At 66.1% G+C, this 16,903-nt stretch carries 31 protein-coding genes; 13 read left to right on the top strand and 18 right to left on the bottom strand.

Going from position 1 to position 16,903, the window contains the following annotated elements:
• Positions 1 to 61 precede the first annotated feature (61 nt).
• The 6 genes from IE245_RS25170 to IE245_RS25145 all read left to right on the top strand — a co-directional run bounded on the left by IE245_RS25170 (position 62) and on the right by IE245_RS25145 (position 3,462).
• On the top strand, positions 62 to 685 hold the full coding sequence (locus tag IE245_RS25170) for a DUF7178 family protein (RefSeq protein WP_189951418.1): 624 nt from the start codon (positions 62 to 64) through the stop codon (positions 683 to 685).
• Entirely contained in the window at positions 672 to 899 is a 228-nt protein-coding gene (locus IE245_RS25165; RefSeq protein ID WP_189951416.1) for a hypothetical protein, read from the top strand. Before IE245_RS25170 ends, IE245_RS25165 begins: the two co-directional genes overlap by 14 nt.
• 77 nt (positions 900 to 976) lie before the next feature.
• A complete protein-coding gene (locus IE245_RS25160) occupies positions 977 to 1,993 on the top strand; it encodes a DUF932 domain-containing protein (RefSeq protein WP_189951414.1) in 1,017 nt (338 codons plus the stop codon).
• 9 nt (positions 1,994 to 2,002) lie between these two features.
• Entirely contained in the window at positions 2,003 to 2,236 is a 234-nt protein-coding gene (locus IE245_RS25155) for a hypothetical protein (RefSeq protein ID WP_189951411.1), read from the top strand.
• Between the two features lie 3 nt (positions 2,237 to 2,239).
• Positions 2,240 to 2,446, top strand: a complete 207-nt coding sequence (locus IE245_RS25150) for a hypothetical protein (RefSeq protein ID WP_189951409.1) — start codon at positions 2,240 to 2,242, stop codon at positions 2,444 to 2,446.
• A gap of 68 nt (positions 2,447 to 2,514) precedes the next feature.
• Positions 2,515 to 3,462 carry a hypothetical protein gene (locus IE245_RS25145; RefSeq protein ID WP_189951407.1) on the top strand — a complete coding sequence of 316 codons (948 nt, stop codon included), beginning with the start codon at positions 2,515 to 2,517 and terminating at the stop codon, positions 3,460 to 3,462.
• 379 nt (positions 3,463 to 3,841) lie between these two features.
• Here IE245_RS25145 and IE245_RS25140 read toward each other — a convergent pair whose 3' ends face one another.
• A complete protein-coding gene (locus IE245_RS25140; RefSeq protein WP_189951405.1) occupies positions 3,842 to 4,417 on the bottom strand; it encodes a GIY-YIG nuclease family protein in 576 nt (191 codons plus the stop codon).
• A complete protein-coding gene (locus IE245_RS25135) occupies positions 4,414 to 4,695 on the bottom strand; it encodes a hypothetical protein (RefSeq protein ID WP_189951403.1) in 282 nt (93 codons plus the stop codon). Before IE245_RS25135 ends, IE245_RS25140 begins: the two co-directional genes overlap by 4 nt.
• 180 nt (positions 4,696 to 4,875) lie before the next feature.
• On the opposite strand from IE245_RS25135, the gene IE245_RS25130 reads away from it, so the two are divergent.
• Complete coding sequence (locus tag IE245_RS25130) at positions 4,876 to 5,511, top strand: hypothetical protein (RefSeq protein ID WP_189951401.1); 636 nt, start codon at positions 4,876 to 4,878, stop codon at positions 5,509 to 5,511.
• Here IE245_RS25130 and IE245_RS25125 read toward each other — a convergent pair.
• From IE245_RS25125 to IE245_RS25095, 8 genes are all read right to left on the bottom strand, one after another.
• Positions 5,457 to 6,164 carry a hypothetical protein gene (locus IE245_RS25125; RefSeq protein WP_189951399.1) on the bottom strand — a complete coding sequence of 236 codons (708 nt, stop codon included), beginning with the start codon at positions 6,162 to 6,164 and terminating at the stop codon, positions 5,457 to 5,459. The two genes, IE245_RS25130 and IE245_RS25125, sit on opposite strands and share 55 nt — an antisense overlap.
• Positions 6,161 to 6,358: a hypothetical protein gene (locus IE245_RS25120; protein ID WP_189951397.1), complete on the bottom strand. Its 198-nt coding sequence runs from the start codon at positions 6,356 to 6,358 to the stop codon at positions 6,161 to 6,163. Before IE245_RS25120 ends, IE245_RS25125 begins: the two co-directional genes overlap by 4 nt.
• 213 nt (positions 6,359 to 6,571) lie before the next feature.
• A complete protein-coding gene (locus IE245_RS25115; RefSeq protein WP_189951395.1) occupies positions 6,572 to 7,291 on the bottom strand; it encodes a hypothetical protein in 720 nt (239 codons plus the stop codon).
• On the bottom strand, positions 7,284 to 7,541 hold the full coding sequence (locus IE245_RS38250) for an FDXHR family putative zinc-binding protein (protein WP_444545743.1): 258 nt from the start codon (positions 7,539 to 7,541) through the stop codon (positions 7,284 to 7,286). The genes IE245_RS25115 and IE245_RS38250 overlap by 8 nt, the downstream gene beginning before the upstream one ends.
• A complete protein-coding gene (locus IE245_RS25110; RefSeq protein WP_189951393.1) occupies positions 7,541 to 7,732 on the bottom strand; it encodes a hypothetical protein in 192 nt (63 codons plus the stop codon). The genes IE245_RS38250 and IE245_RS25110 overlap by 1 nt, the downstream gene beginning before the upstream one ends.
• On the bottom strand, positions 7,729 to 7,917 hold the full coding sequence (locus IE245_RS25105; protein ID WP_189951391.1) for a hypothetical protein: 189 nt from the start codon (positions 7,915 to 7,917) through the stop codon (positions 7,729 to 7,731). Before IE245_RS25105 ends, IE245_RS25110 begins: the two co-directional genes overlap by 4 nt.
• A 133-nt stretch (positions 7,918 to 8,050) precedes the next feature.
• Positions 8,051 to 9,289 (bottom strand): AAA family ATPase, encoded by a 1,239-nt coding sequence (locus tag IE245_RS25100; protein ID WP_189951389.1) that lies wholly within the window; start codon positions 9,287 to 9,289, stop codon positions 8,051 to 8,053.
• 25 nt (positions 9,290 to 9,314) lie between these two features.
• Positions 9,315 to 9,944, bottom strand: a complete 630-nt coding sequence (locus tag IE245_RS25095; protein WP_189951387.1) for a hypothetical protein — start codon at positions 9,942 to 9,944, stop codon at positions 9,315 to 9,317.
• A gap of 112 nt (positions 9,945 to 10,056) precedes the next feature.
• Here IE245_RS25095 and IE245_RS25090 point away from each other — a divergent pair, with 112 nt between their 5' ends.
• Positions 10,057 to 10,491, top strand: coding sequence for a hypothetical protein (locus tag IE245_RS25090; protein WP_189951385.1), 435 nt, complete (start codon positions 10,057 to 10,059; stop codon positions 10,489 to 10,491).
• Between the two features lie 6 nt (positions 10,492 to 10,497).
• Here the strand turns inward: IE245_RS25090 and IE245_RS25085 are convergent, their stop codons facing one another.
• The 5 genes from IE245_RS25085 to IE245_RS25065 are packed head-to-tail and all read right to left on the bottom strand — an operon-like array spanning position 10,498 to position 12,687.
• Entirely contained in the window at positions 10,498 to 11,139 is a 642-nt protein-coding gene (locus IE245_RS25085) for a hypothetical protein (protein WP_189951383.1), read from the bottom strand.
• Positions 11,126 to 11,896 (bottom strand): hypothetical protein, encoded by a 771-nt coding sequence (locus tag IE245_RS25080; protein ID WP_189951381.1) that lies wholly within the window; start codon positions 11,894 to 11,896, stop codon positions 11,126 to 11,128. Before IE245_RS25080 ends, IE245_RS25085 begins: the two co-directional genes overlap by 14 nt.
• Positions 11,893 to 12,132, bottom strand: coding sequence for a hypothetical protein (locus IE245_RS25075; protein WP_189951379.1), 240 nt, complete (start codon positions 12,130 to 12,132; stop codon positions 11,893 to 11,895). Before IE245_RS25075 ends, IE245_RS25080 begins: the two co-directional genes overlap by 4 nt.
• Positions 12,122 to 12,376, bottom strand: a complete 255-nt coding sequence (locus tag IE245_RS25070) for a hypothetical protein (protein WP_189951377.1) — start codon at positions 12,374 to 12,376, stop codon at positions 12,122 to 12,124. The genes IE245_RS25075 and IE245_RS25070 overlap by 11 nt, the downstream gene beginning before the upstream one ends.
• A complete protein-coding gene (locus IE245_RS25065; protein WP_189951375.1) occupies positions 12,373 to 12,687 on the bottom strand; it encodes a DUF6197 family protein in 315 nt (104 codons plus the stop codon). The genes IE245_RS25070 and IE245_RS25065 overlap by 4 nt, the downstream gene beginning before the upstream one ends.
• Positions 12,688 to 12,721: 34 nt before the next feature.
• On the opposite strand from IE245_RS25065, the gene IE245_RS25060 reads away from it, so the two are divergent.
• Together IE245_RS25060 and IE245_RS25055 are read left to right on the top strand one after the other, a co-directional pair.
• Positions 12,722 to 13,057: a hypothetical protein gene (locus IE245_RS25060; protein ID WP_189951374.1), complete on the top strand. Its 336-nt coding sequence runs from the start codon at positions 12,722 to 12,724 to the stop codon at positions 13,055 to 13,057.
• Between the two features lie 67 nt (positions 13,058 to 13,124).
• Entirely contained in the window at positions 13,125 to 13,592 is a 468-nt protein-coding gene (locus IE245_RS25055) for a hypothetical protein (RefSeq protein ID WP_189951372.1), read from the top strand.
• Between the two features lie 57 nt (positions 13,593 to 13,649).
• On the opposite strand, the gene IE245_RS25050 is transcribed toward IE245_RS25055, so the two are convergent.
• A complete protein-coding gene (locus tag IE245_RS25050; RefSeq protein ID WP_189951370.1) occupies positions 13,650 to 13,799 on the bottom strand; it encodes a hypothetical protein in 150 nt (49 codons plus the stop codon).
• 74 nt (positions 13,800 to 13,873) lie between these two features.
• The gene (locus IE245_RS25045) at positions 13,874 to 14,341 is read right to left on the bottom strand and encodes a hypothetical protein (RefSeq protein WP_189951368.1); all 468 of its coding nucleotides are present in this window, start codon (positions 14,339 to 14,341) and stop codon (positions 13,874 to 13,876) included.
• A gap of 115 nt (positions 14,342 to 14,456) precedes the next feature.
• On the opposite strand from IE245_RS25045, the gene IE245_RS25040 reads away from it, so the two are divergent.
• A complete protein-coding gene (locus IE245_RS25040; protein ID WP_189951366.1) occupies positions 14,457 to 15,008 on the top strand; it encodes a hypothetical protein in 552 nt (183 codons plus the stop codon).
• On the opposite strand, the gene IE245_RS25035 is transcribed toward IE245_RS25040, so the two are convergent.
• Positions 14,973 to 15,146, bottom strand: coding sequence for a hypothetical protein (locus tag IE245_RS25035; RefSeq protein WP_189951364.1), 174 nt, complete (start codon positions 15,144 to 15,146; stop codon positions 14,973 to 14,975). The two genes, IE245_RS25040 and IE245_RS25035, sit on opposite strands and share 36 nt — an antisense overlap.
• 31 nt (positions 15,147 to 15,177) lie before the next feature.
• Between IE245_RS25035 and IE245_RS25030 the strand changes: the two genes are divergently transcribed.
• Positions 15,178 to 16,020: a hypothetical protein gene (locus IE245_RS25030; RefSeq protein WP_189951362.1), complete on the top strand. Its 843-nt coding sequence runs from the start codon at positions 15,178 to 15,180 to the stop codon at positions 16,018 to 16,020.
• 7 nt (positions 16,021 to 16,027) lie between these two features.
• Positions 16,028 to 16,876 carry a hypothetical protein gene (locus IE245_RS25025; RefSeq protein WP_189951359.1) on the top strand — a complete coding sequence of 283 codons (849 nt, stop codon included), beginning with the start codon at positions 16,028 to 16,030 and terminating at the stop codon, positions 16,874 to 16,876.
• Positions 16,877 to 16,903: the final 27 nt, after the last annotated feature.

Raw genomic sequence — 16,903 nt, 5'->3', positions numbered from 1 at the left:
ACCCGTGACGGGAGTTGGCGAAATGGCTCAACCCCCCAAAGAACCATTCAGGAAGTGCGCCATGATCCCCACCAACCCCAGCGACTCCACCCGTCGCCGCTACGTCCGCAACATCGTCAAGGTCTACCGGCAGGCAACCCCTGATCAGGAAGCGCGCGGCCTCTCCTGGTACCGGACGGCACATCAGCTTGCCGACATGATGAGCGGCGGGAACGTCGTCGCAGGGGCCGGGGTCATCGCGGCGTTGTCGGCAAACAAGGCATGGGACATGAATCGCCGGCTTGCCCATGACGCTTTCGCGGGCAGGGTCCACGGTCACACCGGGGACGCGCTCGGCAAGGTCGTCAAGATTATGTCCGGTGTCGATCCGGCGGAAGTGCTCCCCATGGGAATCAAGACAGGGAACTTCTACCGATGCATTCTCGATCCCGACGACGCTGAGGCCGTCTGCATAGACAGACACGCGCACGATGTCGCTGTCGGCAAACCGCAAGGGAATCGAGATCGCGGACTCTCCTCCAAGGGGCGGTATGCGGCACTGTCCCTGGCCTACCGCAACGCGGCGGCCGTTCTCGGAGTGCTCCCCAGTCAGGTTCAGGCCGTGACATGGGTGGTCTGGACGGAATCCCTCGCCGGTGTGAAGCATCGGCCGACTCTCGAAAGGTACAGCCATGAACATCGCTGAGCGAAAGCGTATTCACAACAAGTTCGCCCCGTATGGCAGCGGCCCGCATCCCCTTGATGGACGAAGCGTCGCCGAATGGGTTAGGGAGGCCCGGCAAGGATGGCCCAGAGTACCAGTCCCCAGTGATCCAATTGCGGCCGCCCGCAAGGTATTCGAGCGGCACGCGGGTGAGGACGGCATGGAACTCGAAATTTCACACGACGACGACTCGTGACTAACGCGTGTGCCTCAACGGCGATTTGGGGCATAGGCGCAGCATCACGGACCCCCCACACAAAGAAAGGTGACGTCATGTCACGCGAAACTCTGGAATGGCTTTCGAACAACACCCTGATCGGGTTCACCAACAAGCGGGGTCACGCTTGGCACCACCGTGCCGGAGATGACAACTGGTACCCCGACGCCATCCCCGTCCAGGACGTTCACAAGCGGCTCTTTTCCTGGGTCGCGGAAGAGCGCACCCTCTACGTCCCTTCCGGCCCCGGTGAACCGGGCGCGCTTAACGGCCTCTTCGCCGTCCCCGGCCGTAAGGCCATTGTCCGCAGTGACACCGGCGCGGTGCTCGGAATCTTCAAGGATGGGTATCAGCCTCACCAGTACGGGGAATGGCTGCTCGACAACGTCGCCACCATCCTTGACGACTCCCTCATGATCGGTTCCGCCGGGCTGCTGAAGGGCGGCGCCGTCGCATGGGTGTCCGTGGAGATGCCCGACACCGTGGAGACACGGGAGGGGGTCAGGTTCCGCCCGTTCCTCATGGCATGCACTTCCTTCGACGGCTCAATTGCCACCACATACAAAGAAGTTGTAACCAACGTCGTTTGCGACAACACGATGACGGCGGCACTCGGCGAAAAGTCCTCCACGGTCAAGGTCCGACACTCCGCAAAGAGCCTCACCCGGATTCAGTCCGTGCGTGACGCGCTCGGCATCGTCCACAAGATCTCCGACGATTTCCAGGCCGAAGTAGCCAGGCTGACGGCCGTCAAGGTCGACGACGCCACGTGGGAACGCATCGTCGCCGACATCGTCCCCATGCCGGATGACCCGGCCAAGGAAAAGCGGGCCGCGACAATGGCGACGACAAAGCGGGACGCCATAATGCGACTGTGGCGCCACGACGAACGCGTTGCCCCCTGGGCCGGTACCGCATTCGGAGCCTGGCAGGCTTTCAACACCCACGCCCAGCATGAGGGCATCGTTCGCGGCATGTCCCGGCAAGAGCGAAACATGCTCAGTGCGGTCAACGGAACCATCGAGACGTCGGACGCCGACACCGTGCGGCGCATCCTGGCACTCACGGCGTAGGAGTGTCCCATGCCGACTGTCACTGTCCGCGTAGTCAACGCGTACGACAACGGCACGGAAGTGATCACCACGCCGACTGCCGATGTTCCGGCGCCCCCCGACGATGACAGGGAGGAATGGTGGTACGAATGCATCTTCCCTGTCACCGGCACCGGCCGCACGGAGGGGAACGCGTACTACAGCGTGGAGATCATCGAGTCTGACGTACCGGCCCTGGTCGGTCTCACCTACGAATTCGGGTGACCCATGAGAAACCCCCGGGCTGCAAACGCAGCACTGGACGCTTACGGAAAGCTGGTCTCCGGCGAGCGTACCGAACCGATCGAAACGCAGGCCGCCGATCTGATCACGGATCTTCTGCACCTGGTGGCGAACTCCGAAGGGGAAGAGACGGCCGTGCAGGCGGCCGAAAGAGCCATCTTCCACTTTCAGTATGAACACGAAACGACGTGACTAACGCGAGCGCCCCGGCATTGTCCGGGGCGTTGGCGCAGCATCACGTCAACTCGGAAGGAAGAGCAATGCAGTTCAACCCGCAGGAGGGCCCGTTCACCGGCATGGCCAGTGTGACGGCATCCTCAGAGTTCCCCCGCATCCTCACCTATCAGGATGCGGCCGGAGTCATTTGGGACACCGGCCCCGATGAGTACATGCTCGGCGTCAACGGCAGGGGCGAAACAGAGACTTTCGATCTTGTCGCCGACTCGCCGCACATGTTCGTCTCGGCGGAGAGCGGCGCCGGTAAGTCCGTCGTTGCCGCGAGCATCGCCACACAGTCACTCGTCAAGGGTGGCTCGGCCGTCTTCCTGGACGTCAAGCGAATCAGCCACCGGTGGGCAAAGAACCTCCCCGGCGTCACGTACGCGGTAGAGGTAGACGAAATCGCCAACGTCATTGTGAGCGTCGCAGCGGAACTGCGGCGCCGCATGCGCGTGATCGAGAACTACCCCGGGAAGATCAGCGATGCGCCGGTAGGCCCGCGCATCGTTCTCGTCGCCGAGGAGATCAATTCGATGATGAGCGAGCTTGAGGAGTTCGAGCGATCACTACCCCCGCGAGGGGTGTACCGGCCGCGTCGCGCGTTCCGGGACATCCTGAACCTTGGCCGCGCAGCGAAAGTCCACGTGGTGGCGTTCGCGCAATACCCCGACACCAAGCTGATACCCCGTCCGGTGATCGAAGCGTTCGGCACCCGCATCCTGATCAGGCACACCAGGGAGTCTTGGAACTCCCTTGCGTGGTCTCTCGGGTACGCACCCCCCGCTCCCCAAGCACGCGGACGCGGTCTGATCATCCGGGCCGGTAAGGCCATCGAGACGCAGTTCCTGTATCTGACGGAGGAGGAGTGCGCGCACCTGGTGCGGACACTCCGCCCGGAGGCCGAACGCGTCGGCCTCATCCAAGAGGCTCGCCGCGCGCTTGCCCAACGGCGCGAGCTGCGGGCCCTGGAACGAGGTGAGCGAGGCTGACGCCGACAACGCCCCCGACATACGAATGCCCCCGCACCGGAAACGGTGACGGGGGCATTTTTTTGTGCCTTTGCACAGCTACCTACGGCCTGGCCGGCCTCATCGAATGATCTTCAGTCCCGCCGGCATCATCGAATGATCTTGAAGTCGGACCGAAAATGCGGACCGCGCGCCGGACCAGGGGGCGGACCGCGCGCGGGACCTCGGGACCACCGGCCGGACCGGGGGGCGCAGGACCGCGCGGGTGGAGGCGCCGGCCGGACCAGGGGGCAGGACCAGGAGCCGGACCGCGCGCGGAGGGCTTCTCAAGCTTCGTGATGATCTTGGATACAGGTCTCGACCATCAAGTTAGAACGGTATGTCCGGAACGTACCTTCTGTCAATCCCCCGGATCAAGATTCTTTCCGGACCTCGGACCGCGCGCGGGGGAGCGTTGGACCGGCGGGGGCGGCGCGGTGCCGGTGGACCGCCGGGCCGGCAGCTCGAACACATCCCAGAGCGCGTGTGCCGCCGTGCCGTACCGAGTGATCCGCCCCTCATTCGCCCAGCGGTACAGCACCTGCCGGGACCGGCCGGTCCAGGCGACGGCGGAGGCGGTGGGGATGAAGCGCTCCCCGGGGTTGTCCGTGTCGGCGGAATGGTGGCGGATCTTCAACGCCCTGATGTGTGCCATCAGGGCCGGCGACTGCTCGAACCACTCGCCCCGGACCCTCGCTGACTCGAACTGTCGGTGGCGGGCCCACTCCGTCTCCCGGGTGCCGGCTTCGGTGGCCAGGACCTCGTCGGGAGACAGTTCCAGCATGCGGCGGACCAGGTTCGTGGTGAAGCCGATCTTTATGCGACAGCAGGTCCGGATGTAGTAGACCACCCCGGATTGGTCGTTGGCCTCCCAACGGTCCACGCCGAGCTCGCGAGCCTTCTCGTGGAGGGCCTGCTTCTGCTCTTCGCTGTTCACGCCGGATCCCAGCAGTGGTCCCTGCCGTCCTCGTCGTCGGGGAAGTGGATGCCGAGGTAGCCCGACCTGGCTTCGCCCTCGCCGACGACCCGGAAGGTCTGGGTGGTGGATGCGTCGTACCCCTCGTGTACGGCCGGCGGGACCTGGAGGGCGTCCAGGCACATGCAGACCTCGTCGAGCCGTTCGATGGCGTCCCGGAGGATCTGTGCCTCCCCCGGGAGGAGCCGCCCTCCTTCTGCCCTGGTGACGAGATCGAGTAGCGACTGCTTGTTCTGCATTCTCACTCCGAAAAAGTGCAAAAAATTCGGGCTTGAAAAACTTCAGGGATTCGCGACCCCCTCCCCGCAAGTTTTTCTGACGGGCGCAAAATTTCCGGGTTCGTGGAGCTTCGGGGTCAGCTCGCCCCCTCCCCGCAAGTTTTGTAAACTCTTTGAGTTACCCCTGAGGGGGGTTGAATCATGAAGTACCGAACCCTCTGGACCGTCCGGCACGTGATGCACGATGACCGCCTGGCCCAGGTGAAAATCGACATCGACGAGGGTGTGATCGCCCTCGCTCTCAGATACGGGCACATCCATCCGGCCCTCGCCCGCCAGATGGCGATCTTCAGTCAGGCGTTCGCCGAGATCGGCCCCTTCGAGCTGGACCCCGGCCACATGACGCAGCGCCCGGAACTTCTGGTCTGGTTCGAGCGGGTGGACAAGCGCTTCACCGACGGGGAACCGATGCGCATGTACTTCGGCGGTCGTGGCCCCTGGTTCTTCGAGATCCTCGTACGCGACGACCTGGTCGACGAGGCCCTGGTGCGCGAGATGAACGACGTCATGCCGACGGCGTGCGGGCTTCTCGTGCCGGCCCGCCTGGCGGCGTTATCCGCCTCCAGGCCCGGTCGTCGGCCTTCCTCGGGGTTCGGAACTTCACCCCCATGTCGACCAGCTCGGCCCTGCACGTGGGGCAGCGTCCGAGTGCGTCCTTCCAGCGCTTCACCGCGTACCGGCAGCCGACGCACACGGCGTGCGTGCGCTGCATCCGGCAGACGCTACACATCGCGCTTCCCCTTCTCGTACAGCGCGACCCACTCCGACATGGGGTAGGTCTCGCCGCAGGGCGGCGTCTCGGGCGTGCCGACGCAGCGCACGTCGCTGGAGTTGTCCCACGTGATCGACAGGCCCCCGCCGCAGTTTCCGCAGACGGTGTCGCCGAACATGGCGTCCGACGCGTTCACCCGCAGCGCGCTCTTCGCCTGCCGTACCCACTTGTCGGTGAGCTTGAGGGTGTCGTGGGCGAGGTCGGGGCGGGCGTCGATGAACTGGGCGACCTGGTAGGGGAGGCCCTGGAAGACGCCCTTGAGGGGGGCGGACAGCCAGGTCCGGTCGCGGCCGGCCTCGATGAAGATGAGGTCGAGGGACATGTAGGCGTCGCAGGTGATCTCGTCCAGGGCGAGGAACCCGGTGACGTCGCCCGGCGGCCTGCCGGCGGTCTTGATGCGGGGGGCTCCGCGCGCGGCCTTGGGGTTGCGGTCGGTGTCGCGGTTCTTCTGGAACTCGCGGAGCTGTTCGAGGAGGCCGGACCTGCGCACCAGGCGGGTGCGGTTCTCCTCCCGGACGGGGCAGGCGCATTCCGCGCCGCCGGTGCAGGTGTCCTTGTCGTGGTACTTGACGGGGAGCTTGTACTCGACGCGCTCCCTGTATCCGTCCCCGAGGGTTGCGCAATTCTCCCTGAGTCGCTCCAGCAGGGCCTCGGTCACTCGCTATCACCCTCGTTATTCATTTGTTCCTGGATCTTCTCCAGAAGCGCCTTCTCGCTCTTGAAAGACGCCATGGTCAGCCGCTCCGCGGTGGCCCGGGCGTGGGTGCCGGTGACAAGGACTCCGGCTATTTTTGCCTGGTTGTGTTCGTAGTGGATTGACAGGCTCACCATGCCGTTATCGGCGGGCGCCACCTGGAGGTATATCCTCGGGCTCTCCCCGTCAGTCATACCGTTCCCGCTCTTCAGTTATCCGGGCATCGCCCTTCGGGCATTCCTCTATCCGCAGCACGTGCCAGTTTGCATTGTCGAGGGCCGCTTTCACGAAATGGGCTGTTCCCCTGTCTCCGGTCTCGGCCGAGTACTCCCTCGACCCGTTCCGGTGGGACTTGAAGACGACTCGGTATCTCACGGGCAGTCCCCGTCGTGGACCGCCCAGACCCAGGCGGCCCCCTGCTGGATGCCGACGTACAGCTCGTCGCTGCCGATGTAGGCGTTGCAGATGTCGCAGCGCGGGGGCCGCTCCGTGAGCCGGCCGGGCCGGGCGGTCCTCCGGTGCCCCGTCGCGGCGTCACCGAACGACCGTGGAGGCTTCAGGAGCGTGGCCCGGGGGACGGAGCCGTTGATGGCCTCCCAGGCTGCCTGCGCCTCGGCGCCGAGGTCAGAACGGGGGCGGTTCGCAGGCCCGGCAGGACGTGACGGTGTCGCCCCGGCGACGGGGGCAGTCCCGTGGGGGGTTCCACCCCTGGGATTGCCAGGCGTCGCAGGGGCTGGGGGAGGGACCTGTTCGACCTCGGTGAACCGGGTGGCGTCCATGGCGTGGGCGCCGCAGCCGTGCTCGACGAGCACTTTCCGCCGGCCTTGTGCCGTCTCCTGAGCGCCGTTAGTGTCGAAGGTCGGGGCGGGGGAGACGTGGGACCGGTTGAGGAGTTTCTGGGGCCGGCCGGTGGTCTCGGCGAGGTCGAAGAGGCGTCGGCCGGCGAGGACGGCGTTGATGTAGGCGTCGCGGCCGGCGACGGCTACGTCTGCGGCGGCTCGGATGCCGGAGGAGTGGGCGAGGTAGACGTACGCCCCGCACCGGTTGCAGGTGGCGAGGCGTATCGGGGTGTCGATGAGGTGGTCAGTCATCCCGGCCCCAAGCTGTACTCACTGGCGATTTACCGCCCCAGATGGTGGTCCCGGTCTCCGAGTCCAGGCGGGGCACCAGACCGGCTTCTTCGCACTCCGCCTCGGTGAGACAGCGGCGTTCCGGGCCGAAGGGCCCGACGCGGTGACGGTCTCCGGCTGTTGTGCCCCCGAAGGTGAGGTGGCAGGCCGGGCAGTGCTGTGGCCTCTTGCCCGACCAGGTGGTGCCGCAGGGTATGCACTTCGTGATCATCATGCGCTGCTCAGCTTCCAGGCGATGACGGCCCTGCTGTCGATCGTCCAGTCGTCCAGGAGAACGAATCCGGCGGTGGGGGCGAGCATCTTCACCCGGCCATTGAGGTGGTCACCGCTCTTGAGGATGACGGTGACGTGGTCGCCGACGTCGACAGCGTCGGCGAGGGCCATCCAGGCGTTGGTGTTCATGATTCGTCCTCCGTGCTGTCGGGTTCGTCGCCCATGAGCTCCGCGACGATCGCTTCGTAGCGGGCCTTGAAGGCGTCCAGCTCCTGCTGGGCGTCCTTCATCTTTTGCTCCCGGTGTTCGATCTGGCGGTGGAGCCGCCGGGCCTCCCGCGCCTTCATGGCGCGGTCCTCGGGGGTCAGTGACATGACTGCCTTTCTTGATCAACTAGGGGGGAGCGTCAGCGACTCCCTGTTGCGGAGCAACGGCGTGCGCATCCGCCGCATGCGGACACCCGGATGCGGACACCCGCATGCGCCGCGAGCGCGTGCGAGTACAGCCCTAGCCGTCGTCCGTCAAGCCGCCGATTCGCCGCTGGCCGAGCGAGGTCGCCTTCCAGGTCGATCCCTGCCGGGCGACGCACCCCTTCACCAGGAGCTGGCCGAGGGCTTCGCGGACGGATGCCTTGTCGGTGCTGCCGGAGGTCCTGGAGTTGATCATCTGCTCGGTGGCGCCGGCGGCAGCGAAGGCGACGACGACGTTGAGGACGGTGTGCTCCAGCGTCGGCAGCGGCGGCAGATCCTCGGCCCGCTGCTGGTACCACTTCGGCCGTGGCTTGACGGCGAGGGCGAGACCGGGGCCGGGGGTGACGAGGTCCATCTCGACGACGGGGTGCTCCCCGAGGTCTTTCTGGGCGACGGTCTCCAGCCGGACGCTCATGGTGTCCTTGTCGGGCTCGACCTTGAACTCGGCGTCGAGGGCTCCGAGGATGGCGGTGGCTCCGCGCGCCCTGGCCCCGTCGGCCCCGCTGTGGTGGACGAGCGCGATGCAGGCACCGGTGACTTCCTTGAGGACGTCGAGGGCAGCGACGACGAGCCCCATGTCGGTGTTGGAGTTCTCTTCGATGCCGACGGTGCAGCGCGCCTGAGTGTCGAAGATGATCAGGTCGTAGCCATTTTTCCGGGCGAATGCGATAAGCGCCCGGACTTCATTCCTCTTGCCTAGCTGGACGGCTTTCGGATAGAAATCGACGCCGGTCATCGAGCGGTTGTTCTGCTTTTCCCAGGCCCTCACCCGGCGCCTGATTCCCCGGATTCCCTCAGCCACGATGTAGAGCACTTTCCCGGACGTGACCCGCTTTCCCATCCAGGGGATTCCGGCCCCCACGCAGCCCGCCATGTCGAGCATGACGAACGACTTGTACGACTTCGGCGGCCCGTACAGCCGGACCACGGACTCCTTGTTCAGGAAGCCTTCGATCAGCGGATCGACCTCGGGCAGGTCTTCCAGGTCGAGGGAGGTGAGGACGTCGCCGAAGTTGCCGGCGTCGATCTCGCCGGCGGAACGCAGGGCGGCCTCTTCCTCGGCGGCGAGGTGCTCGGCGGCTCCCCGGCTGGCGCGGAGCCGGGCCGTCTCGGCTTCGAGGCGCTGGTCGGCCTCCCGCTTCTTGTCCAGGCCCTCCGCCTGGATCTTGACGTCCTGGACCGCGTACGAGAGATCAAAAAGCTCCCGGAGAACCTCCGGGAGCTGCTCGCGGATCTGGTCCCGCTGCCCGAGGGTGTGGGCGAGCTGGGCGGCCATGGAGATGAGGGTCGAGGAGGGCCCGTTATCGTCGTCGGATCCATCGGAGGATGGTTGCGAAAATACCGGGGACGTCATCGCTCTCCTCTTCAGTTGTGTGGTGCACGGCCTGGTGCTCGGCGTGCGCCCGTATCAGCTCGGCCTCGTCCCAGCTCCGTCTCGTCCACCCACACATCCCGCAGGCGACGGCGCCGGGTGACAGTGCCACGGGGGTGGCGGTGTCGGCGGCGGGGTCGATGCGGGGGAGGGTGCGGCCGTGGGGGCGGCGCGGCCGGAGGGGTGGGGTGGGCGGGTCGGACCGGATGTAGTCGGCGAGGGCGCGGGCCGCGTCGGCCGGCATGGGCGCCTCGTAGTGCTTCAGGCCCTCGTCGAGCTCCCGCTCGTGCTCGCCGCCGACCTGGCATCCGTCGCTGTAGGTGTGGCCGTCGGCGCAGGCGGCGGGGCACTGCTCGCAGTACTCGGTGCAGGCTTCGCAGGGGCAGCCGCAGGGGCCGGTGTCGTCGAGGACGGCCAGGACAGCGTCGGCTTCGCCGTAGTGGTGGAGGCCGGGTATGTCGTTGCCGGACAGGGCCTGTTCGGCGTCGTAGCGGTGGATGGCCTGGGCGATGCGCTGGCGGAGGCTGGTGTCGGCGTCAGCTCCTCCCGTCCCCTTCATCGTCTCTCCTTCCCGAATTCGGTGATGACGAACTCATGGTTTTTCCGGGGCGTTCGGGTTGCAGGGGCTCGGTGCCGTCTGCTGTGCTCGTCTTCTGACTGGGGGGTGGCTCATGGGGAATGCCAGCGAAGATCCGTATGTGGGCGAGGACGGCATACGGCTGCACGGTGGCAAAGGCCACACCGGCATCGTGCACTACGTGGCCGAAGCGGCGGTCGCAGGTGTGGGTTTCATGGCGGCTGCCATGTTCCAGGAGGCCCTGCAACGAGCGGCCAGCGACTCCTATGACGGTGCTCGCCGGTTCTTCACCTCGCTTCGCTCTCGCTTGCGCCGGGTGGTGCCGCAGGGAGCAGAGGTGGAGCTGATCGTCGTGCAGAGTGAAGAGGGGCGGTGGGACCTCCTCCTGCCCGGCGACCTCGACCACGAAGCTCACGCCGCGCTCATCCGCGACTTCGACGATCTCGTGCGGGACGAGAACGACGGCCAGCAGATCGTGATCCACTGGGCTGACGGCCGCTGGGTCAAGGAGCGCCGCGACGGGCGGTGACGGGCGTCATCCGACGTCATCGAACAGTGCCTCCTTCGCCCAGCGGAGCCGGATCCGTGCCCGTCGCCACCAGGGCTCCTCCTTGAACGTCCGGGTGGCCTCGCAGGCACGGCACGTCCGGTCGCAGGCGAAGCCGTGCTTATGCGGTTCTCCGTATCCGCAGGCGGGGTCGTCACAACCGGTACCCCCGTCGTCGGCGGCGAGACGCTGGTTGAGCCCGGCGGACACCGCAGCGACGTGGGCGGCGGCCTCGTCGCGGGCGGCGTCCCGGCGTCGTCGTTCTTCCGCGAACCACTCGACGGTGCCGGGCGGCGCGTCGGTGGCGGTGACCAGGTCGGCGACGAGCCGGCCGTCCTGGAGCCGCCAGTTCTTTGTTACGACCGGGCAGGCGGGGCAGGTGTGCGGCGCCTCGTCGCAGTCGCACATCGGCCCCCGGCATTCCCGGCAGCAGGGCTCAGGCGGCACCCGGGGAGGGGTGTCGACGGAGGCGAGGGTGCGGCGGGCGTCGCGGATGCAGTCCTCGGTGTGCTCGCCCCGGGCGGGGTAGCAGTACTCGTGGTGGCAGTCCTCGAAGGAGTGCCCGCAGTCGGAGCAGTGGTCGCAGGGCGGCCGGCATTCGTCGTTGCAGGTGTGGTCAGCCGACGTCATCGAATAGGGCCTCCTTCGCCCAGCGGAGTCGGATCCGCAGCCGCGTCCACCACGGTTCCTCCTTGAAGGTCCGGGCCGGCTTCACCTGCCCGCGCCGTAGCTCGGCCGGGGACTCCTCGAAGGCCTCGCGGAACTCGGGATTCTGCGGGTCGTCCTCGCCGCACCGGTCGTCGTACGAGTGCTGCACGACGACGCCGCCGACGGTGTTGCCGTCGCCGTAGAGACAGCCGGGGCACCATCGGACGTACTGGCGCCGCCCGACGGGGAGGACACCCCGGCAGTTGTGGTTGTCGCCGAGGGTGTCGCAGCAGTCCGGGCACACGGCCAGGGAGCACGGCCACTCGGGCACGTCCTCGCGGCTGGGATAGTGGGAGTGCTTCGGCACGCAGGTGCCGCACACCTGCACTTCGCCTCCGTCGTCGTCGCCGTCGGTGAACCAGCCGACGTCCCGCCAGACCGGGTAGTGGGTGTCGTCGAGGTACTGGCTGAAGTCGCCCCTGTCGGCCGTCTCGCCGCGCTGCGCCTGCTCGATCCCCTGGCGCAGCCGGTTGTCGAGGCTGTCGGGGTCGACGGGCTCGCCGAGGGCGTCCCAGGCGCCTACGACCCGGTACATGCCGGTGTCGGTGCGGTTGGCGCCGAAGCCGTCGGCGACGATGCCGTGATAGGGACAGGAGGGGTTCCGGGCCCATCGAGCGTTGCCGTTGTCGGAGTCGACCGCGCACCGGCAGCCGCCGACGCCGTAGGGGATGTCGGTCATGCGTCCTCCATCCAGTGGCCGGCGAAGTGGGCCTCCCAGGTCCGGTCGCAGTCGCCGCACATGCCGGCGCCGGGCTCCGGGTCGACGCCCATCAGCGGTACGCCGCAGATCGCCCTCGGCCTGGTGCTGCCCTCGGGGTAACAGCGGCAGCACTTCCAGTGGGCGTCGGGGATGACGTCGGCGACGATGTCGGTGAAGGCGACGGTCGCGGTGTCGGTGTCGGTGTCAGTCGTCACTGCTGTCCTTCCCGAGGATGATGCGGGCGACCTTCGACGCGGTCTCCCACATGCCGTAGCCGCCTTCGTGCTCCCGGTAAGGAGCAAGCCAGGCAAGGGAGTTGGCGGTTTCGTCGAGCCAGTCGGCGACCGGGTCGGCAAGGCCGGCGAGGGGGCCTTCGATCTGAGGTGCCGTGTCACGCAGCCGATCGGCGGCCTTCTGGAGGTCGGCTGCGGAAGGCCAGGTGGTGTTCCGCAGGGTCACGACTCGATCGCCCGCTTCAGCAGGAGCTTCACGTCCTCGACGGTCCGCGCGGGGTCGTCGTTCCATGCCCAGGGGGCGGCGAATCGGCATTCCTGCTCGACGGTGCGGCAGAGCGTTTCCCACGCATCGCCGGACGGAGTGGACGCGTAGAGGGCGTAGTCCTCCTCGGTGTCCTTGTATCCGCAGGCGGCCCGGAAGGCGCCTTCGAGGCAGACCTTGCCGTCGGGCTGCTGCATGGTCCCCTGACACCAGCCGCGCGCTTCGAGGATGTCGTAGGTGTCTTCGAGGATCTTCCTCGCTTCAGGGTTCATAAATGATCATTTCCTCACCTTTTAGGGTGTTCGGGTGAAAGTAGAAATGCGCCGCGAGTCGTACCGGGTTTCGTACGGCGCCCTGGAGTGGCTGATCGTCGCCGAGTGCCTGGAGGACTGGGGCTTGTGCGACGGCGCCTGGCCGTACGAGCAGGACGGCGCCCGCGAGGCGGTCACCTCCTGGGCGCGCGCCATCTACGGGGCGGCGATCTCGGATCGGCAGAAGTTCACGCTGCCCATGCCCCGCGACTGGACGCTGTGGCTGTGGCGGGTCCTGTCGGAGGCGACGAGCCGGGACGACCAGTTCCCGTGGACCATGGCCCCGTCGCTGACCGGGCAGATCAAGGCTCAGAACCGGCGGAACGCGTAACCGCGAGCCGACTAGACTCCGGCCGAGTCCATGTGGAGCCTTCGGTAGAGCAGGAGAGCCGTTCGCGATGAGCGCCGAGATCAAGCAGATCACGAAGCTGATGAAGCTGAAGCGCGGCCGGCGCAACTTCGACAAGGTCAAGGAGTGGGGGGATGACTTCGAGCAGAGCATCCTCCCCTCGCTTCAAGAGCTGGCGGACAAGATGGAGACGGTTCGCGATGCGCTGGGTGATCCGCTTACGGAGCTTGCCTCGGCGGCTTCCGAACTCGACGCCTACGCGCTGCTGCCTCCCAAGTACGCCGAGAGGCTGACCGAACTCCAAGAGCAGGCTCAGTCGCTCCTTGGTGGGGACGACAATGCGGCGCAGACTGCCGTCGAGGCCTGGGAAGCCGTGCAAGGCGCGCTTGGAGAGTTCGAGGAAACACTGGAAGACCCGCGTTCCTACGAGATCGAAGACAAAGAGCAGGCGTGGGAAGGAGTGTGCACCGAGCTGTCCAACCTCGCTGACGCACTCGCGGAGCTTGCTGCCGAATAGGTTGCCCGCCAGGGATAGTTGATCGACCGCATCGACCACCGGATGCAGGAGTAGGGGCTACTCCGTGGCCGGGTCGATGACGTCGGCTCCGTCGTACGGCTCCGCGCCGGGGTGGAATGGGTGCGCCCGGATCTTCTCGGCCAGTTCGTGAGCGATGACCTTCTCGAAGCGCTCGACTTCGGCGAGGGCCTCGGCGCGGGTGCACATGACGCCGAAAGAGCGGATAAGGATTGCTACCAGTTAGAGAGTTTGTCGGGTAGATCGATTGCCGGGATCTCGCCTCAACTGGAGGCGGGGTCCTGCCAGACGCGGATGTCGAAGTACTCAGTGGCGCCCGTTCCTGCCGGTTCCGACCTCCAGACCCGGACCTCGTACGATCCGTCGTCTTCCAGGACGAGTACGGGGCCGGGCTCCCGCCCTTCGACGTTGACCAGGTGCAGCTCGCGGCCTTCCACCACGACGGAGGACGAGCCGAGCAGGTCACCTTGCCCGTCAGGTGGCGTCGCCGGCCAGGCGGACAGAGCGACCTTCACGTTGCCCGCAGAGCTCCTCGTCGGAATCCCGACAGCATCACCGTTGGTGGCGATCGAGTCGGCCGCAGGGATGGCGGTCGAAACGTCCACAAAGCGGTCGGCCGCAGCAAGGGTCAGCCAGAACTGGCTGTACGTCACCCAAAGTGCGTCAAATACGACGTCCGTTGGCTCGCCGCCCAGGAACAAGTTGTTCTCGAACTCTGCTTCGTCGTCCATGCCTTGACCCTAGCTCCTCAGGGCGGCCGAGCCGCCGACGGACGACCTCCTCACCTGTCGTCTCCCTTCCGGATTCGGATTCCTGCCGTTCTGGGGCGCGGCTAGGGTCGAGGGCATGACGAACGGCGCCCTCCCGGACGCGTCCCTCCTCGCCGGCGAGGAGGGCCTGCTCCGCTACCTCCGGCAGATGTCCCAGCCCCCGTTCGAAACCGGCGACCGGCTGACCGGCTGGGCGTACCGGAGCCCGTATCACCTGCTGCTCACCGAGGGGCGGCGGCATGACGTCAAGCCCCTCCCGGACGGCACCGCGACGATGCCCGCCCGGCGCTGCTACGAGAACGCGGCCCTCTACGCCCGCTCCGAAGGCTTTCTGTACGCGGAGGGGTTCGCCCAGGCCTTCGCCGATGACGACAACCTCTTCCTCTCGCACGCGTGGGTGGTCCGCCGGGACGGCACCGCCCTGGACCCGACCTGGGAATGGGAGGGGCCCCGCGCCTACGTGGGCATCACGGTCGCCGACCCCGGCCTGTGGCCGTACGCCGGCGGAGGGCTGCTCCAGAACTTCGACCACACCCTGTCGTTGCTGCGCGAAGGCTTCCGGCCGGGAGCGCTCGCCGACGTCGGCCGGCCGCTACTTCCCGCCCCGGGTGATGCCGCGTTGCAGTGACGCCGCCAGGTTGATCTTGACGAGTTCGAGGGCCTCGCGCCGGGTGAAGCCGGCCTTGCGGTACATCGAGAAGACCTTGAACGTCGTCTCGGTGGCCATCTCCATGGCGATCTCGTTCGCCCTCTCCGGATCGATCACAACTCTCCCTGGGGTTGGGCATGATGGGGCGGTGGACGTATGGAACTACTTCGAAGGCAGGCCCGAGATCTTCGCTGCCGTGGTGGCGGCCGTCGGCATCGTCGGCGCCGTCGTCGGGGCGAGGATCCAGGCGAACGGTGGTCGGGCGCAGGCGGCGGCGGCACGGGAGGCAGCGCAGATCGCTGCCGATGCGCAACGAGAAGCCGCGCTGTGGAGCGTTCGTCAGGTTCGGACAGCTGAATTCATTCAAAAAGTCCGCGAGGTGGAACGTATTTGTGAGTTGTTCTATTCGGAGGGGGACCTGGTGGGGCAGAGGGTTCCTGGAAAGCTGCATGATGCTTTTCAGGAGATGATTCAGAAGCATGCGGAGATTGCGCTGATGGCCCCGAGTCCCGTAGTGCACGCGACCAATTTTGTAGGCAGCGCCGTAGAGGACTTAGCTGAGCTTGCCACCTCCGCCGGTCCAGGGGAATTTCTACGCGGCGCCTTGATTGATATGAGCGTCAGTGAGGATCCTGATTCATCTTCCAAGGCATTCCGTGCAATCGATGCGCTCTCGGAGTTGGCATCAGCCCGGTTGGCCAATGAAAACAGGGCAGTACTTTTTTCGCGCGCTTTCATTGATGCTACCGAGGCGCTCAGGGACATTCCGGGGATATCGGATGCCCATATTGGAAGTGCTCTAACAGAATTTCCGTTCGTGGTGCGAGATGAGAAGCTTCGACGGAAACAGGCCGTTGCTGAATCGGGTGGCGCTCTCGTGGAAGCCGCTCGCGCGATGCTTCGATCTGAAGACAATGTGACGTTGGTTCGCTTGCCGCGTGCTCGTCGATGGTTCCGTAACTCGGGCGACACCGAAGCAGGTTCGGCGTGATGTGCCGGTGACCTACTTCGAGGACAACCCCGAGATCTTCGCCGCCCTGGTCGCCGCCATCGCCATTCTCGGCGGCCTCCTCGGCAGCATCATCGGCGCCAAGATCCAGGCCAACGGCGGGCGGGATCAGGCCGCTGCCGCTCGTGAGGCGGCACGGATCGCTGCGGAGGCGCAACATGTTGCCGCCCTCTGGTCCGCGCGACAGGTACAGACAGCCGAGTTCATTCAGAAGGTCAACGAAATTAGGCTTCTCTCTGGTCTCTGGTATACGCAGGACGCGGATGATACCGGACTGGAAACCGCAATTCGTGACGCCTGGCAGGCCAATGGGCGGAAGCGGACGGAGGTAATCCTGATCGCACCTGCTGGAGTCGTTACGGCAGTGCGTGGCGTCGTCGAAGCTCTCGATAATCTCCTCAGGTTGGATAAGCGGCTGGGCTCGATGACATACGTCTTTGAGCGTGTTTCGCTCCTTCTGCTCAGTGAAGATCAAGAGGTGTCATCAAAAGCGCATGAAGTTTTGGGTGACATGGCGCTACTGCGTAACGCCGCGCCGGGCAGGATGACGAGTTCCTCTTTCTCTCCTGCTAGGCCTGAGGGCGAACTGGACGCTATCCGGGCGAGAATTTTGAGCGTAGTACAAGAGCTTCCTGGTATGTCTCAGCGGCATGCATACACTGCGTCTAGGTCTGAAGGCGTCCGAGACTTGCAGAGTGAAAAATCCCAAGCTGAAAACGAGCTTGACGCAAGGGAGGCCGTCTTGATTGAGGCCGCCCGAGAGATGCTGCGGTCCGAGGACCGCGTCGTCCCGGCGCCCGTGCCGGTGCAGCGCCGGTGGTGGCGGCGGGCGGCATAGCCGTGCGTGCCCTGTCGGGGCCCGCGT

The organism is Streptomyces roseolus, assembly GCF_014649855.1.
Classification (GTDB): domain Bacteria; phylum Actinomycetota; class Actinomycetes; order Streptomycetales; family Streptomycetaceae; genus Streptomyces; species Streptomyces roseolus.
This window is presented reverse-complemented; position numbering and strand designations above follow the sequence as displayed.